The organism is Mesorhizobium sp. M0968 (assembly GCF_040319065.1).
Taxonomy (GTDB): domain Bacteria; phylum Pseudomonadota; class Alphaproteobacteria; order Rhizobiales; family Rhizobiaceae; genus Mesorhizobium.
The window spans coordinates 117,420-130,887 of record NZ_JAMYNL010000014.1 but is presented as its reverse complement, the minus strand read 5'-3'; the positions used below and the strand labels follow the sequence as shown (position 1 = coordinate 130,887).

The 13,468-nt window shown below is 61.8% G+C and carries 19 protein-coding genes and 1 tRNA gene; 10 read left to right on the top strand and 10 right to left on the bottom strand.

Going from position 1 to position 13,468, the window contains the following annotated elements; translation table 11 throughout:
- Nucleotides 1-81: 81 nt before the first annotated feature.
- Both NKH67_RS22515 and rpiA read right to left on the bottom strand, forming a co-directional pair.
- Nucleotides 82-660: a DUF2059 domain-containing protein gene (locus NKH67_RS22515; protein WP_352448901.1), complete on the bottom strand. Its 579-nt coding sequence runs from the start codon at nucleotides 658-660 to the stop codon at nucleotides 82-84.
- Nucleotides 647-1,378 carry a ribose-5-phosphate isomerase RpiA gene (rpiA, locus tag NKH67_RS22510; protein WP_023675034.1) on the bottom strand — a complete coding sequence of 244 codons (732 nt, stop codon included), beginning with the start codon at nucleotides 1,376-1,378 and terminating at the stop codon, nucleotides 647-649. The genes NKH67_RS22515 and rpiA overlap by 14 nt, the downstream gene beginning before the upstream one ends.
- Before the next feature lie 144 nt (nucleotides 1,379-1,522).
- Here rpiA and NKH67_RS22505 point away from each other — a divergent pair, with 144 nt between their 5' ends.
- Together NKH67_RS22505 and NKH67_RS22500 are read left to right on the top strand one after the other, a co-directional pair.
- Nucleotides 1,523-2,206, top strand: a complete 684-nt coding sequence (locus NKH67_RS22505) for a phosphoglycolate phosphatase (protein ID WP_352502435.1) — start codon at nucleotides 1,523-1,525, stop codon at nucleotides 2,204-2,206.
- A gap of 103 nt (nucleotides 2,207-2,309) precedes the next feature.
- Nucleotides 2,310-2,384 (top strand) — tRNA-Val (locus tag NKH67_RS22500).
- Between the two features lie 34 nt (nucleotides 2,385-2,418).
- On the opposite strand, the gene NKH67_RS22495 is transcribed toward NKH67_RS22500, so the two are convergent.
- Nucleotides 2,419-2,631, bottom strand: a complete 213-nt coding sequence (locus tag NKH67_RS22495; RefSeq protein WP_023717618.1) for a hypothetical protein — start codon at nucleotides 2,629-2,631, stop codon at nucleotides 2,419-2,421.
- A gap of 258 nt (nucleotides 2,632-2,889) precedes the next feature.
- Between NKH67_RS22495 and NKH67_RS22490 the strand changes: the two genes are divergently transcribed.
- The gene (locus NKH67_RS22490) at nucleotides 2,890-3,141 is read left to right on the top strand and encodes a PepSY domain-containing protein (protein ID WP_023675031.1); all 252 of its coding nucleotides are present in this window, start codon (nucleotides 2,890-2,892) and stop codon (nucleotides 3,139-3,141) included.
- Nucleotides 3,142-3,268: 127 nt separating this feature from the next.
- The gene (locus NKH67_RS22485; RefSeq protein WP_352502448.1) at nucleotides 3,269-3,745 is read left to right on the top strand and encodes a hypothetical protein; all 477 of its coding nucleotides are present in this window, start codon (nucleotides 3,269-3,271) and stop codon (nucleotides 3,743-3,745) included.
- A gap of 11 nt (nucleotides 3,746-3,756) precedes the next feature.
- On the opposite strand, the gene NKH67_RS22480 is transcribed toward NKH67_RS22485, so the two are convergent.
- Together NKH67_RS22480 and NKH67_RS22475 are read right to left on the bottom strand one after the other, a co-directional pair.
- Nucleotides 3,757-5,649, bottom strand: coding sequence for a L,D-transpeptidase family protein (locus NKH67_RS22480; protein ID WP_352502434.1), 1,893 nt, complete (start codon nucleotides 5,647-5,649; stop codon nucleotides 3,757-3,759).
- Between the two features lie 220 nt (nucleotides 5,650-5,869).
- Complete coding sequence (locus NKH67_RS22475; RefSeq protein ID WP_352502433.1) at nucleotides 5,870-6,616, bottom strand: 3-oxoacyl-ACP reductase family protein; 747 nt, start codon at nucleotides 6,614-6,616, stop codon at nucleotides 5,870-5,872.
- Between the two features lie 98 nt (nucleotides 6,617-6,714).
- On the opposite strand from NKH67_RS22475, the gene NKH67_RS22470 reads away from it, so the two are divergent.
- On the top strand, nucleotides 6,715-7,329 hold the full coding sequence (locus NKH67_RS22470) for a TetR/AcrR family transcriptional regulator (protein WP_352471884.1): 615 nt from the start codon (nucleotides 6,715-6,717) through the stop codon (nucleotides 7,327-7,329).
- A 33-nt stretch (nucleotides 7,330-7,362) separates the two neighbouring features.
- On the opposite strand, the gene NKH67_RS22465 is transcribed toward NKH67_RS22470, so the two are convergent.
- The gene (locus NKH67_RS22465) at nucleotides 7,363-8,271 is read right to left on the bottom strand and encodes an alpha/beta hydrolase (protein ID WP_352502432.1); all 909 of its coding nucleotides are present in this window, start codon (nucleotides 8,269-8,271) and stop codon (nucleotides 7,363-7,365) included.
- A 47-nt stretch (nucleotides 8,272-8,318) separates the two neighbouring features.
- Here NKH67_RS22465 and NKH67_RS22460 point away from each other — a divergent pair, with 47 nt between their 5' ends.
- Entirely contained in the window at nucleotides 8,319-8,771 is a 453-nt protein-coding gene (locus NKH67_RS22460) for a MarR family winged helix-turn-helix transcriptional regulator (protein ID WP_352502431.1), read from the top strand.
- Between the two features lie 27 nt (nucleotides 8,772-8,798).
- Here the strand turns inward: NKH67_RS22460 and NKH67_RS22455 are convergent, their stop codons facing one another.
- Nucleotides 8,799-9,410, bottom strand: a complete 612-nt coding sequence (locus NKH67_RS22455) for a pyridoxamine 5'-phosphate oxidase family protein (protein WP_352502430.1) — start codon at nucleotides 9,408-9,410, stop codon at nucleotides 8,799-8,801.
- A 159-nt stretch (nucleotides 9,411-9,569) separates the two neighbouring features.
- Between NKH67_RS22455 and NKH67_RS22450 the strand changes: the two genes are divergently transcribed.
- Entirely contained in the window at nucleotides 9,570-9,998 is a 429-nt protein-coding gene (locus tag NKH67_RS22450) for a nuclear transport factor 2 family protein (RefSeq protein WP_352502429.1), read from the top strand.
- A gap of 24 nt (nucleotides 9,999-10,022) precedes the next feature.
- Here the strand turns inward: NKH67_RS22450 and NKH67_RS22445 are convergent, their stop codons facing one another.
- Nucleotides 10,023-10,376 (bottom strand): gamma-butyrobetaine hydroxylase family protein, encoded by a 354-nt coding sequence (locus tag NKH67_RS22445; protein WP_023717628.1) that lies wholly within the window; start codon nucleotides 10,374-10,376, stop codon nucleotides 10,023-10,025.
- Between the two features lie 198 nt (nucleotides 10,377-10,574).
- Here NKH67_RS22445 and moaA point away from each other — a divergent pair, with 198 nt between their 5' ends.
- On the top strand, nucleotides 10,575-11,570 hold the full coding sequence (gene moaA / locus NKH67_RS22440) for a GTP 3',8-cyclase MoaA (protein WP_352502428.1): 996 nt from the start codon (nucleotides 10,575-10,577) through the stop codon (nucleotides 11,568-11,570).
- On the opposite strand, the gene NKH67_RS22435 is transcribed toward moaA, so the two are convergent.
- On the bottom strand, nucleotides 11,557-11,679 hold the full coding sequence (locus NKH67_RS22435) for a hypothetical protein (protein ID WP_352502427.1): 123 nt from the start codon (nucleotides 11,677-11,679) through the stop codon (nucleotides 11,557-11,559). The two genes, moaA and NKH67_RS22435, sit on opposite strands and share 14 nt — an antisense overlap.
- Between NKH67_RS22435 and NKH67_RS22430 the strand changes: the two genes are divergently transcribed.
- The gene (locus tag NKH67_RS22430; RefSeq protein ID WP_352502426.1) at nucleotides 11,678-12,100 is read left to right on the top strand and encodes a hypothetical protein; all 423 of its coding nucleotides are present in this window, start codon (nucleotides 11,678-11,680) and stop codon (nucleotides 12,098-12,100) included. The genes NKH67_RS22435 and NKH67_RS22430 overlap by 2 nt on opposite strands.
- 51 nt (nucleotides 12,101-12,151) lie before the next feature.
- On the opposite strand, the gene NKH67_RS22425 is transcribed toward NKH67_RS22430, so the two are convergent.
- Nucleotides 12,152-12,817: a DUF1579 family protein gene (locus NKH67_RS22425; RefSeq protein WP_353031838.1), complete on the bottom strand. Its 666-nt coding sequence runs from the start codon at nucleotides 12,815-12,817 to the stop codon at nucleotides 12,152-12,154.
- Nucleotides 12,818-13,076: 259 nt separating this feature from the next.
- On the opposite strand from NKH67_RS22425, the gene NKH67_RS22420 reads away from it, so the two are divergent.
- Entirely contained in the window at nucleotides 13,077-13,433 is a 357-nt protein-coding gene (locus NKH67_RS22420) for a hypothetical protein (RefSeq protein ID WP_352448884.1), read from the top strand.
- Nucleotides 13,434-13,468: the final 35 nt, after the last annotated feature.

Sequence of the window (13,468 nt, the reverse complement as noted above, 5' to 3'; positions counted from 1 at the left end):
AGGCTGCCGACTATCAAAAGAAAAGCCCGGACTTGCCGGGCTTTTGGTCCAGTGGCGGTCAGGCGGCTCGGAAGTCCGCAATCAATTCGGTGTAGCGTCCGCGGGAGCTGCGCCATCGGCCGGAGCGGTACCGTCGGCAGGTGCAGCCGGCGCCTTGGCATTCGCCGCCGCACCCAGGGTCTCGCCGACCTGCTGGGCGAGATCGCGAGCCAGGCCGTTCTGCCAGATCTCGGCAGCCTTCACCAGTTCGCGCGTCACGATCGGGCCGTTGTCGAGCAGCTTCTTGCCGGAATCGGAATTGTAGAAGGCGGCAATTTCATTGAGTTCCTTTTCCGAGAACACCTTTGCATAGGCGAGCGCCGCTTCCTTTTCCAGGTCGGCGCGGCGCGATGCCAAGGCCATCGCCTTCTCGTTGATCGTCTTGGCGATCAGTTCCTGCATGTCCGGGTTCTTCTGGATCAGCTGCTGCTCCAGTGCCGCGGCTGCTTGCGGCAGGATGCTGTCGAACGTATCCGTCGCATGGATCGCCGCGACGGCGGCGCGCGCCGCCTTCAAATGCGCATCGGTGACGTCCTGCGAAAACGCAGGCGACGAAAACGCGAAAACGGCCGAGGCCGCCAGAATGGCAAAAAAGCGGCCAACCCGGTTATGCAACATCATGATCGGTAAAACTCCCTGATTTTCGGGCGGCATGGACGGTTTGAATGCCGTCGCCGCCGGCTATGATGGCCGTTGATGCCAGCCCGATGAAAAGACCATGCTCGACCACGCCCGGAATGGCGTGGAGAGCATTCGAAAGCGCTCTTGTATCCGGAATGCGGCCAAAAGATGCATCGAGGATAAAATGGCCGCCGTCTGTAACAAATGGCTGGCTCCCCGTCATCCTCAATGTAACAGGGCCGGAAAGGCCAAGGTTTGCAGCCGCCGCGCCGACCGCAATTTCGGTGGCGCGCAGGCCAAACCGGTTGACTTCGATGGGCAGCGGAAAACGGCCGATCATCTCGACCATCTTGGAGCTGTCGGCGATGACGATCATGCGGGCGGAGGCCGCCGCGACGATCTTTTCGCGCAGCAGCGCACCGCCGCCGCCCTTGACCAACGTCAGCGCCGGATCGATCTCGTCGGCGCCGTCGATGGTGAGGTCGAGCTCGGGGGTTTGCTCGAGGGTGGACAGCGGCACACCAAGCTCGGTGCAAAGGACGGCGGTGCGCTCAGAGGTCGGCACGCCGATGACAGTCAGGCCGGTGGCGACCTTGTCTGCGAGCAGCCGCACGAACTCGTCCGCCGTCGTGCCGGTGCCGATGCCGAGCCGCATGCCATCCGTGACATGGGCAAGCGCTGCCCGCGCGGCCTCAACCTTCAATTGCCTCGCATCCATGCCGGGTCCCGAGATTTGTTTCGGCGCTCGTAGCATTTTTGCCGGGCTGGTCAAAGGACCTTGCCCGCGGTGGATAAGCCGTCTTGCCTGAACGGGCCGTAGCGGTTATCGCCTGCCGGCAATCAAATCGTCACAGGACAGGCCATGACCCGACCGATCATCGTGTTCGACCTCGACGGGACGCTGATCGACACGGCGCCGGACCTGCTCGACAGTCTCAACCACAGCCTTGCCGCCAGCCAGCTCGCGGCCGTCGACGAAGCCGGCTTCAGGCGCTTCGTCGGCCATGGCGGCCGGGTGATGATCGAGCGCGCCCACGCAGCGCAGCACAGGTCGCTGGCAGTGGAGGAGCACGATCGCCTGCTCAAGCTGTTTCTGGACCATTACACCGTTAACATCCCCGGCAAATCGCGCCCCTATCCCGGCGTCCCCGAGGCGATCGCGCGGTTCGAGGCGGCCGGTTACCTGCTGGCCATCTGCACCAATAAATACGAGGCCAATTCGGTGGCGCTGATCGAGGCGCTCGGTATGACCAGGCATTTCGCGGCGATCTGCGGTCAGGATAGTTTTCCGTTCCGCAAGCCCGACCCGCGCCATCTCACGCAGACCATCGCGCGCGCCGGCGGCGACCCGCACCGTGCACTGATGGTCGGTGATTCGCAGACCGACATCGACACGGCGAAAGCCGCCGGGATTCCGGTGGTGGCAGTCGATTTCGGCTACACCGATCGTCATGTGCGAGAGTTCGAGCCGTCGGCGGTAATCTCGCATTTCGATTCGCTGACGCTCGATCTGGCACAAAGACTGATGGCCGCGGCAGAAGGCTGAAAGCCGCCCATCGGGCGGACCGCCAAATGCCGACCGACAAGTGGTTGACTTAGCAGGCCGGCCTCCCTTATATCGCGGCGCGCTTGGCCTTCGGGCAACGAGCGGGCGATTAGCTCAGCGGGAGAGCACACCCTTCACACGGGTGGGGTCGCAGGTTCAATCCCTGCATCGCCCACCATTTGCTTTCCTGAATCAATTCCAAGCCAGAACGGCTAGCAGCTGCAGGTAGCGCCCTCGCCGCCAAAATTCTTTTGGGCGAAATTCAAGGCGCTGCTGTAGCTCGTATAGCTCTGGAACTGGCAAACGTTGGAGCCGGCCCGCACCTTCATCTGCTCGATATCCCAGAACGAAACCTCGATACGGTCGTCGGCGCAATAGACCGTATAGCGTTCAGGTTCCAGCGCCTCGGCCTTCTGCACGGGCATCGAAACGGCCGAGATGGAAAGTATGAAAAGTACAAATATGATGGCATGACGCATTTGCATGTAGACCCCCGAATGACCACCGGCAGTATTATGGCCGCGATGTTGAGGCGACGCATCATGATTTTAAGCAGTCGCCGTGTTCTTTCGGCAGCCATAAATCAGGTACGGACGGCGCCTCCTTGTAGCGCAACCCTCCGCGATCCCGGAACAAACCTGCATGGACGTGAGTTTCTGCTGATCGAGATGTGAGGGAAAGCCATGTCCAGACTTGTTTTGGCGGCCGCCGTGCTGCTTGTCGGCGGTTCGGCCTTTGCCGCGGACGAAAATCCGGTGCCGCCGCAGAATGCCAAGAAGCTGTCGGAAATCATCGCCAAGGTCGAGCAGCGCGACGACTTCCGCTACATCAAGGAAATCGATTGGGACAGCGATGGCTACACCGTCATTTATTACACGAGCGACAAGGCGAAAGTCGAAATCACCTACGATCCGGTGACAGCCGCGCCGAAATGAAGCTGGCCGCCAACGGTCCAGATTCTAAAAAATGGCGCGCCTCCAAGGCCCCCGGCCTTCGGCACACGCTTGCGTAGACATGACTTTGATGGCTGACTGGGTGCTATCATTGCGCGCGGGGGTGGGCATGGCGACGGTAAAGCACGTATTGAAACGCTTTCTGATGATGCTCGCGGGTTATTTCATAGCGGTACTGGTTGGGCTGATCGCGGTGGCGGCGATCTATGGCGGGCTGAGTTCGCTGCCAAATGCGCCGAATTATTTCGACGTCATGGGTGTCACCCCCGTTGCGGTGCTGCTGTTGCCGCCGCTCGGCATGTTCATCTATTTTCTGACGATCGTGCTGACCGGCCTGCAGACGCTGATCTTCGCACTGATTGCCGAGTTTTTCTCGCTGCGCTGTTTTTGGCTGCACATGGTCTTCGGCGCGGCGGCCGCTGTTGGCGGCTTCGCCTTGATCTGGCCCAGTGTACCGGATGAGACGAACCCGGAGCGCTGGGCCGATATCGGCATCATTGCCGCCGCAGGCATTGTCGCGGGCCTGGTCTATTGGCTCATCGCCGGACGCGATGCCGGTTTCCGGCGCCCACTGTTTCAGCGCTAGAACCGCATTCGTCAGCTTGCCGGCGAACGCACCGCTTCCGTGCTGTCGAGCGCCTGCTGCAGCCTTGTATCGCGGCCGTAGACGTCGTTGAAATATTCGACCTTGCCGGACAGGTCCGGCCACGCGGTGAAATAGGCGACATAGACCGGGATCTTGCGTGTCACGTCCTCGGTCGAATGTCCGTGTTTCAGTTTGTCCTCGATGTAGTCGACCGAGGTGCCGAGCACGGCAGCGGCCATGCCGCGCGGATCCTGCAAGCGAACGCAGCCATGGCTGAGCGCACGCATGTCGCGCTGGAAAAACGACTTCTGCGGCGTATCGTGCATGTAGATTGCATGCTTGTTGGGGAACAGTATCTTCAGCTCGCCCAGCGCATTGGCCTCGCTCGGCAGCTGGCGCACGCCGTAGGGTATCTTTGCGCCGTAGGCGCCCCAATTGACCGAGGACGAGGGAATGCGCTTGCCGCGGGCATCGACCACCTCGTAGCCGGCGCGGTCGAGATAGCCAGGATCCCGGCGCAGCCGCGGCAGCATCTCGTTGACCAGGATCGATTGCGGCACGCCCCAATAGGGATGGAAGTCGACCTGCTCTATCTGGTCATAGAAGAAAGCAGTCTGGTTGGTGGGCCTGCCAACCACGGCGCGGGTCTTCAGCTTCTCCTCGCCATCATCGATATAGCTCGCGGTGAAAGCCGGCTGGTTGATGAAGACGCGCGGGCTGCCAAGGTCGGAAGGCAACCAGCGCAACTCTTCGAGCGCAACCCGAACCTTCTGAACTTTGTCGGCCTTGGACGTTCCGGCCAACGATGCAACGGTACGCGGGCCGATGACGCCGTCGCCTTTCATGCCGGCCCGTTTCTGCACCGCCTTGATCACCGGCACCAGCTCCGGATCGTAGACCTCGCTGGTAGCGAGCCTCGCCAGGACCTCGCCATAGGCGCCGCCCATCTCGTCATCGAGATTGCGCGCGATCTTTGTCAAAAGCTTCGGCAGCTCGGGGCTTGTCTGCCCCGGCTTCAACAGCAGATCGGGATCGATGGTGATTTCGTCTTCGGCGCTGGCCTGGAGCGCTTCCAGTTCGACGCGCAGCGCCTGATACTCGGAATTCTGTGGATGCCGTGACTCGAGATAAGTGCGCACTTGCTGGGTATGGGCCAGCGTCTTCAGCACCCCTTCCATGTCGAGCGGCTTAGGCGGAAAATCGTAGTAGCCGGTCATGCGGTTGGGATCGACGCGGCCGCTTTGTGCGTCACGGGCGTAGCGCAGGACACGCGCCGACAGCGCCATCTCGAAGCGGACCAGCTCTTTCAGGCGTTCATCGACATTGCCCGCCGATGTGCCTGCTGCCGGAACTTCGACGGTGTAGTCGGCGGGCGTCAGGCCGTAGCTCGCGGCCTCGCCCAGCACCCGCACGGCATCCTGGGCACGGCTGCTGGGACTGGTTCCCGCCACCCAGATGAAATCCGGATTGGCCGAGTAATAGGCGATCAGCGCCTTGGCGATGTCCTTCTCGGCGTAGAGGTCATAGCCGTCGAGGCCGGCAATGGCTTCGCGGAATGCAGCCCCGGTGGCCGCCGGCTCGAAAGCAGCGTCCTGAGGCGTTGCTGGTTCAGGCGCTGCCGACAGTGCCGAAAAATCGACGCGCACCAGCGGATCGCTCTTGTAGGTATAATAGGACGGGCTGCTGATTTGCGCACCACCACCGGAAGCGGCCGGCGCCTTGGGCTTCGGCTTGTATTTTGACGGTGGCGGCGGAAAGTCACCTTTCGGCGGTGCGTGTTTGACGCCGCCGCCGAAAAGCATGTCGAAGAACCCTTGCGCTTCAGCCTTCGGCGCCCCGAAGGCCAGCATTGCCGCGGCCACCGCAAACGGCAGCACGGTTGCTTTGTTTCCAAGGAGTTTCATGGATCACCCGCTCCGGTTGAACCGGATCCCGTTCCGCACCGCTTTCACGGTCTCGCCCACCCCATGGCGGATGTAAGGCGTGACTACACTGATTCATACTGATTTCGTTAAGCTTTCATAAATTTCGGAACGTCTGTTGCAGAACGGTTTCACAACGTCGTGACGGGGGGAGCGAATCCGCCGTCGCTCCCGACCAATGGTAGTGCCCGTGAGCCAAACCTCAAGCGTTGGCGCCGCCGTCGATGGTCAATGCAGCGCCTGTCACGAAGCGCCCTTCGGGGCCGGCAAGCCAGGCGACCATGCCGGCGATCTCGTCGGCCGTGCCGAAGCGAGGCATCGCCATCTTCTGACGCTGATGCTCGGCGTGCGGGCCGGCTGCCGGATTCATGTCGGTATCGGTCGACCCCGGATGGACGACATTGGCGGTGATGCCGCGCGGACCAAGATCGCGTGCAAAGGCCTTGGTCAGGCCAACCAAGGCAGCCTTGCTGGCCGAGTAGGCGCTCAGGCCGGCGTCCGTGGCACGCTCGGCCAGATTGCTGCCGATCGAGATGATCCGGCCACCCTCGCCCATATGCGCTGCTGCCGCCTTGGCGGCGACGAACGGGGCTCTGAGGTTGACCTCCATCGTCTCGTCGAAATCGGCAAGCGACAGGGCATCGATCGGCGCAGCGCGCCAGATGCCGGCGCTGTTGACCAGGATGTCGAGCCGTCCGAAGGCTGTTGCTGCCTCATCGACTGCCGCCTCGATCGCCCCAGCATCGCGATTGTCGGCCTTGATGGCAAAGGCCCGGCCGCCGGCCGCCGCGATTTCCCTGACCACCGCACACGCCCCTTCCTCGCCATTCACATAGGTGATCGCCACGCCTGCCCCGTCGGCCGCGAGCCTTCTTGCGATCGCCGCACCAATGCCGCGGCTGCCGCCGGTGACGAGGGCGGCCTTGCCGTTCAAGCTTCTGGATGACATCTGCTTCTCCATTTTGTAGTGATTGATACATAAATATCTGCCAGCCTTGCTGAACCACGTCAACGGAATTATGTATCGATCAATACAGAAAGAATGCCATGCCGGAACGAGGCCGCCCCCGCACCTTCGATCGAGCCGCCGCCTTGCGGCGCGCAATGGAAGTGTTTTGGGCCAAGGGTTATGAGGGCGCGTCGATAAGTGACCTGACCGCTGCAATGGGCATCAACTCACCCAGCCTCTATGCCGCCTTCGCCAGCAAGGAAGCGCTGTTTCTCGAGGCAACCGAGCTTTACACGCGGGTCGAGGGAACCGAGATCTGGTCCGCGCTGGAAAAGGCGCCGACCGCGCGCGAGGCCGTCGAACGGTTCCTGCGGCAGACTGCCAGGGCCTATTCACAGACCGGTCGTCCGCAAGGCTGCCTTATCACGCTCGGCGCATTGCACCAGGATTCAAGCCGCGGCGCCATCTGCGATGATCTGCGCCGTCGCCGCGCCGAAAACCGCGAAGCCTTGCTGAGACGCCTCGAGCGTGGCGTCGCCGAGGGAGAGTTGCCGGCCGATTTCGACTGCGGTACGGCCGCGACCTTCTACGCGACCGTGCAGCACGGCATGTCGATCCAGGCGCGCGACGGCGCGTCGCGCTCGGCTCTTCTGGCGACGGTGGCCGGGGCAATGGCGGCTTGGATAGCGATGGCCAGCACCGGGGCAGCGTGACGTCGAACCCGGCTGACAAGAACGATATTCAGGTCACTGCAGAGACGGCTCGAGCCTGCCGGCAACGAAGCCAACGGCACGCTCCGCCACACCCCTGTCGGCGAGAATGCGGCGGTGGCCGAGCCCGTCGGCCCAGTAGAGCCGCACATGGTCGCCGGCGCGCGTGTAGAGCCTTGCATGCTCGGCGGACACTTCGCGGTCGTCCGGCGCGTGGATCACCAGCGTCGGCAGCGGCGTGCTTGCGAGCTGGCGGTCACCGGTGAACTCGCGCAACGGCCGGCCGGCGATGCGCTCGACCCGGTCGGCCATGGCGGCCTGCGAGCGCGAGCCGACATTCAGCATGCGGCTGAAATCAGCGAAGATCGCCGGCAGCGAGCTCGGCGCGGCGATAAGCACCAGCCGCCCGGCCGCCAATCGCGGGATGTTCCTGATCGAACCGGCGACGGCGTTGGCGGCAACGGCACCACCGAAGGAATGGCCGACAATGGCCGCGAACGGGCCGAACCATTCGCCGGCAACCCGTGCCGCATCGACCGCGCTGACCAGGGTAAGCCGGCGGCCCTGCGACTGGCCGTGGCCCGGCAGGTCGAGCGAGACCACCTTGTAGCCGGCATCGCGATAGGCTTCGATCAGCGTGCGCATGTATTCGGTGCGCGAACGCCAACCATGGATGACGAGCACGGTGCCGGCAGCCGCACTGCCCGGCTCGGGCCGGAACTCATGCACCATGACGCAGCCGGTTCTGGTCTTTAGCCGATGATGGCGTGCCTGGGTCATGAAATCGGCGGCGCGGTCGATTGCGCGGCGCTCGCCTTCGCTCAGGCTTTTCTCGTGCGGCGTGCGGCAGAACAGCTCGAATGCAGCACGCCCGGTGAGTCGCGGTGCCACATGCTCAGCCACGCCGAACGTGCCGCGGATGACCTTCAGTCCAAATGATGCCATAGTGGCGATCCATTCATTGGTTCAAGCATGAACATAATAGTTCAAACATGAACATTAAGCAAGACCTGCCCTGGGACAACCCGCGTTTTCGCAACTGGGTCGCGGTGGCGCGCGCCTGCCATGTGCTGGAACGCACCCTGGCGGTGAAGCTTGCGCCGCTCGACCTGAAGCCGGCGCAGCTCGACGTGCTGATGAACCTCTACCGTCATCCCGGCATGTCGCAGCACGACCTCGCTCGCCGGCTGCTGGTCGGCCGCTCCAACATCACCATGCTTTTGCCGCAGCTGGAGACGCGCGGCCTGCTGCGCCGCGAGGGCGATGAGAAGGACAAGCGCGTGCTGCGGCTTGCGTTGACCGAGGCCGGCGAGGCACTGCTGATGCAGGCGCTGAAGGTCCATATGGCGCTGATCGAGAAGGCGATGAGCCAGTCGACACCGGAACAATGCGACATGATCGGCGAACAGATGCGTAGGGTTGCCGAGGTTTTGAAGACCGCCTGACAGCCCAGTGCTCCACCACCAGATGCTTCACCACATCGATTTTTTCGCGCGCTCGGGCCATTCCTTGTCGTAGACCTCGCCGTCAATGTTCTTGCGGCTGGTGATTTCCAGGATTTGGCCGGGAGTCGGCATCGTTCTCGGGTCGACATGCCTTGCCGGGTTCCACAGTTCCGATCGGTGGATGGCGCGGGCGCACTGGAAATAAACCGCATCGATCTCGATGATCGTCACCGAGCGCGCCGGCTTGCCCTCGACGGCGAACGAGGCGCAGAGCCCGGTATCGGTGGTGATGTGGGCGCGGCCATTGACGCGCAGCGTCGTGCCGGAACCCGGCACCAGGAACAGGAGCGCGACGCGCGGATCGCGAAGGATGTTCCTTAGCGAATCGGCACGGTTGTTGCCGCGTCGGTCCGGCATCATCAGCGTTTTCGGATCATGGATGCGGACGAAGCCGGCAAGATCGCCGCGCGGCGAGCAGTCCAGCCCTTCTGGCCCGCAGGTTGCGAGCGCGGCAAACGGCGAAGCCTCGATGATAGCTGCGTATTCGCGAATCAGCTGGTCGAGTTCCTTGACCACCGACGCCTCGCCGGGCAGGCCATAGAGCGCTTCAAGCTGTTCGATGCTGGTGATCACGGACATGTTTTCGTCTCCAAAGCTTTGCCGGCGCTACTCCAGATGGATGACGTTTTCACGACAAGTGCCCGTTTGCCGGTCATCAGGAAACGGGTGTCGAGGCAACGCAAACAAGGGCAAACCGCTTTACCTGCATGATCGTGCCAACGGATACGGAGGTCAAAAATGGATAAACCGCTCGACCGGCGACGCACCGCCATGGAACTTATTGAAAACATGTTCAATGTTGAAATGCGTTTCCTGCAATCAGGGTCGGAGAGCCTCGATGTGCTTGCCTGCGCATTTCATGCCGAGATTGTCGTGCATGAGCCGCGCTCCCTGCCCTATGCCGGTGACTGGAACGGCCTCGACGGCGTTGGCGCCCTTTTCCGCAAAATGCGGGAAATCTGGAGCGACGTGGCGGTGGAGGACCTTCAGGTCGCCCAAAACGATGACACGGTGTTCATGAGCTGCTCGCTTTCGCTGACATCGCGGGCCAATGGCGCAACCATCAAACAGCCGTTTGCCGAAGTCTTGCGCTTCAAGGATGACCGGCTGATCGAAGGCACGCCGTTTTATCACGACACCAGCGAGATACTGGCGATCTTGCGTTGACCTGGGAGTCCTGCGGGATCCATTTCAACGGTCGCGGCTCAGCCCCTTCTCTTCCAGTTCGGCGAGATAGGCGGCCCAGCGTGCATCCTTCTCATGACCCAGCGTATGCAGGTAGTTCCAGGTGAAGATACCGGTGTCGTGGAAATCGTCGAAGGTGATGCGCACGGCATAATTGCCGACCGGCTCGATCTTCAGGATCGCCACATTGCGCTTGCCGGGAACGGTGACGCGCTGTTCGGGCGAATGGCCCTGCACCTCGGCCGATGGCGAGGCGACGCGCAGAAGCTCAGCCGGCAACTCGAACGGCTGATGTCCCGGAAAGGTGACGGAAAGCAGCTTGCGGTCCTTCGAGACCCTGAGTTCCTTTGGCGCTGTCATGGTGGTGGATCCTGCGGAGAACTGCCCTTCCTACGCCGCTTCGCGTCGAGGGAAAAGGCCGCATGGAAAGTTCCGACATGATCTGTCGGCTGGGGAATGTTGCCGAAGATTCCGAGCTTCTATCTTGAATGGCAAGTTGGCTCGTATCACATAGCCATATATAACGAAGCCGTTCACGGCCACGGAAAGCGCATACGCATGGATATGATCGATCCTTTCGGTCGCACGATTACCTACCTGCGCGTGTCGGTTACCGACCGCTGCGATTTCCGCTGCACCTATTGCATGGCCGAGGACATGACGTTCCTGCCGAAGAAGGACCTGCTGTCGCTGGAAGAGCTCGACCGGCTCTGCACGGTCTTCATCGAAAAGGGTGTGCGCAAGCTCCGCCTCACCGGCGGTGAGCCGCTTGTGCGCAAGAACATCATGCACCTGGTGCGCCAGCTTTCGCGGCATCTCGAGAGTGGTGCACTGGAAGAGCTGACGCTGACCACCAACGGATCGCAGCTTTCCCGCTTTGCCGCCGAGCTCGCCGACTGCGGCGTCAAGCGCATTAACGTCTCGCTCGATACCCTCGATGCCGACAAATTCCGCCAGATCACCCGCTGGGGCAATCTGGACAAGGTCATGGACGGCATCGACGCCGCGCAGGCGGCCGGGCTAAAGGTAAAGCTCAATGCCGTGGCGTTGAAGGACTTCAATGACGCCGAATTGCCTGAAATGCTGCGCTGGGCGCATGGCCGCGGCATGGATCTGACGGTCATCGAAACCATGCCGATGGGCGAGATCGATGCCGACCGCACCGACCAGTATTTGCCGCTGTCGCTGCTGCGCGCGGCTCTCGAACGCCAGTTCACGCTAAGCGACATTCCCTACAAGACCGGTGGCCCGGCCCGCTATGTCCAAGTCGCCGAGACCGGCGGGCGGCTGGGCTTCATCACACCGATGACGCATAATTTCTGCGAAAGCTGCAACCGGGTCCGGCTGACCTGCACCGGCACCCTTTACATGTGCCTCGGCCAGGAAGATGCGGCCGACCTGCGCGCGCCGCTGCGTGCGTCGGAAGGCAACGAGCTGGTCGCCGGTGCCATCGACGAAGCAATCGGCCGCAAGCCCAAAGGCCACGACTTCATCATCGATCGCCGCACCAACCGTCCGTCGGTGTCGCGGCATATGAGCGTCACCGGCGGCTGATTTTTGGCCGATTTCGTGCAAGAATAATCGCCTTGGCACCGGCTTCGAGGCAAGGCGTGCAGCGGTTTTTTGCAATCACGACGTTTTTCGGAGTGATGGCGGCCACCATGGCATTTGCCGCGCCATTTACCTACACGAACGAGCGCTTCGGCACCGTCTGCACCTTTCCGGATGAAATCTTCACTCTTCGCCAGCCTGAGCCGGACAATGGCGATGGACAACAATGGCTCACTGCCGATGGCGCCAGCCTGATCTGTTCGGGTATCCTCAACATCGATGACGACACCCCGACAGCCTTCGTCTCCGCCGAGAGGGCCAGCAAGGAACCTGGCTACAGGATCACCTACAGCAAGACCGGCAAGGACTGGGCGGTGCTGTCGGGCATCAAAGGCGAGAACATCTTCTACGAACGCCGCCTGTTCGGAAAAGACGGTGTCATCCATACGGTCTGGATCGAATATCCGCCTACCCTGAAATCGAAATACGACCCGTTCGTCGGAGCCATCGCCGGCAGCCTCAGGGGACCGTGAGCATCCGGCGACGTCAGAACTTATTGGCAGCCTATTGTTTTTGCTAGCGAGTCACGGTTGTTGGCGCGTGTAGTCATATCGTACGGCAAGCCATTTTTTGCCGCTGCCATTGGCCTGGAGAAAATGTTGCTCGGCCACTTCGTGATTGTCGCCGTCCCTGGAAATGACGAAATCGGAGGCCGTGAACCGCCCTTCGACCTCGGGGCCGAAGCCGACGAAACCAAGCGGCTGGAACAGGAGTGAAATCTTGCCGTCCTCCTCACCACCAAAACTCCAGGCGGGCATGATCCCTGCCGGGAAACGGGTGTCCATGGAGACATACTTCCAGCGGCCCTCCACCCGGTCATAGCTCAAATAGGCTATCCGCTGGAAGTCCGGCATTTTCGACCCGGGCGCCGGGCGCATCACCTCCTGCATGAAGGGACCGATCATCGTGCGCTCGGCCACCAGCCCGGTCATGACGATCGGCTGCGCACCGGGCGTTGGCCAGATCGTGTTGACGACGGACCATTTCCCGACGCGGCGAGCGAGCTCATCCGCTTCGTGACCCGGCGTGGACATCCGTTCGACTGCCGACGCCGAAGCGCCGTTCTCGGCGAACGCAGGCGCTATCGCCATGAGGATGACCGCCAGGGCAGAAGAGAACCGGAAAGCCGACGAAACATGCCGCCTGCTGCCTGGGCCAAGCCAGTCCGCATTGCCTCGTGCATTCATCATGGACCATCTCCCAACACGATCAGAAGCTTACAATGACCAATTTGGTGAATCTTGCCGAGCAAATTTGATCTCGTCGAAAAATTTTCCTCGAGCCGCAGTGTGATAAATTTGCCCTCCGAACCCATCCTTTAGAACGGCACCTTTTTGGGGTCACACCCAGAAAAGGTCTTGTCCGCAAACGGTCACCGGATTTACCGCAAGCCCATTCGGGCCTAGCCTCTGCTCTGGAGCGGTTCTTCGCCCAGTGGGGGAATACGATATGCGCAAACTCATTCTTTCTCTTGCATTGCTCAGCCTCGCGGCCCTGCCCGCGGCGGCTCAGTCGATCGGCGGCACCTATGCCGTGGCCGGCACCAATTTCGATGGGTCGTCCTATGGTGGCGACGCGACGATCACTCTGACCAGCGAGACGACCTGCACGATCCATTGGGAGACAGGCGGCTCGTCCTCGGACGGTATCTGCATGCGCAATGATGATGCCTTCTCCGCCGGTTATGTCATGGGCAAGGCGGTCGGTCTTGTCGTCTACAAGGTGCAGGACGACGGCTCGCTGCGTGGCCTGTGGACGATTGCCGGCAAGGAAGGCAACGGCACCGAGGTACTGACGCCCAAATAAGCCCTGCCGCTCTTGCGCGACAGACGTTACGGGCC

What these genes read in the sequence shown, in the direction of transcription:
- NKH67_RS22515 (WP_352448901.1), bottom strand. Translation starts at nt 660, where the DNA reads ATGATGTTGCATAACCGGGTTGGCCGCTTTTTTGCCATTCTGGCGGCC.
- NKH67_RS22485 (WP_352502448.1), top strand. Translation starts at nt 3,269, where the DNA reads ATGGCGACGGTAAAGCACGTATTGAAACGCTTTCTGATGATGCTCGCG.
- NKH67_RS22490 (WP_023675031.1), top strand. Translation starts at nt 2,890, where the DNA reads ATGTCCAGACTTGTTTTGGCGGCCGCCGTGCTGCTTGTCGGCGGTTCG.
- NKH67_RS22425 (WP_353031838.1), bottom strand. Translation starts at nt 12,817, where the DNA reads ATGATGAATGCACGAGGCAATGCGGACTGGCTTGGCCCAGGCAGCAGG.
- NKH67_RS22465 (WP_352502432.1), bottom strand. Translation starts at nt 8,271, where the DNA reads ATGGCATCATTTGGACTGAAGGTCATCCGCGGCACGTTCGGCGTGGCT.
- NKH67_RS22455 (WP_352502430.1), bottom strand. Translation starts at nt 9,410, where the DNA reads ATGTCCGTGATCACCAGCATCGAACAGCTTGAAGCGCTCTATGGCCTG.
- NKH67_RS22430 (WP_352502426.1), top strand. Translation starts at nt 11,678, where the DNA reads ATGGCATTTGCCGCGCCATTTACCTACACGAACGAGCGCTTCGGCACC.
- NKH67_RS22420 (WP_352448884.1), top strand. Translation starts at nt 13,077, where the DNA reads ATGCGCAAACTCATTCTTTCTCTTGCATTGCTCAGCCTCGCGGCCCTG.
- rpiA (WP_023675034.1), bottom strand. Translation starts at nt 1,378, where the DNA reads ATGGATGCGAGGCAATTGAAGGTTGAGGCCGCGCGGGCAGCGCTTGCC.
- NKH67_RS22460 (WP_352502431.1), top strand. Translation starts at nt 8,319, where the DNA reads ATGAACATTAAGCAAGACCTGCCCTGGGACAACCCGCGTTTTCGCAAC.
- NKH67_RS22450 (WP_352502429.1), top strand. Translation starts at nt 9,570, where the DNA reads ATGGATAAACCGCTCGACCGGCGACGCACCGCCATGGAACTTATTGAA.
- NKH67_RS22505 (WP_352502435.1), top strand. Translation starts at nt 1,523, where the DNA reads ATGACCCGACCGATCATCGTGTTCGACCTCGACGGGACGCTGATCGAC.
- NKH67_RS22470 (WP_352471884.1), top strand. Translation starts at nt 6,715, where the DNA reads ATGCCGGAACGAGGCCGCCCCCGCACCTTCGATCGAGCCGCCGCCTTG.
- NKH67_RS22495 (WP_023717618.1), bottom strand. Translation starts at nt 2,631, where the DNA reads ATGCCCGTGCAGAAGGCCGAGGCGCTGGAACCTGAACGCTATACGGTC.
- NKH67_RS22445 (WP_023717628.1), bottom strand. Translation starts at nt 10,376, where the DNA reads ATGACAGCGCCAAAGGAACTCAGGGTCTCGAAGGACCGCAAGCTGCTT.
- NKH67_RS22435 (WP_352502427.1), bottom strand. Translation starts at nt 11,679, where the DNA reads ATGGTGGCCGCCATCACTCCGAAAAACGTCGTGATTGCAAAAAACCGC.
- NKH67_RS22475 (WP_352502433.1), bottom strand. Translation starts at nt 6,616, where the DNA reads ATGTCATCCAGAAGCTTGAACGGCAAGGCCGCCCTCGTCACCGGCGGC.
- moaA (WP_352502428.1), top strand. Translation starts at nt 10,575, where the DNA reads ATGGATATGATCGATCCTTTCGGTCGCACGATTACCTACCTGCGCGTG.
- NKH67_RS22480 (WP_352502434.1), bottom strand. Translation starts at nt 5,649, where the DNA reads ATGAAACTCCTTGGAAACAAAGCAACCGTGCTGCCGTTTGCGGTGGCC.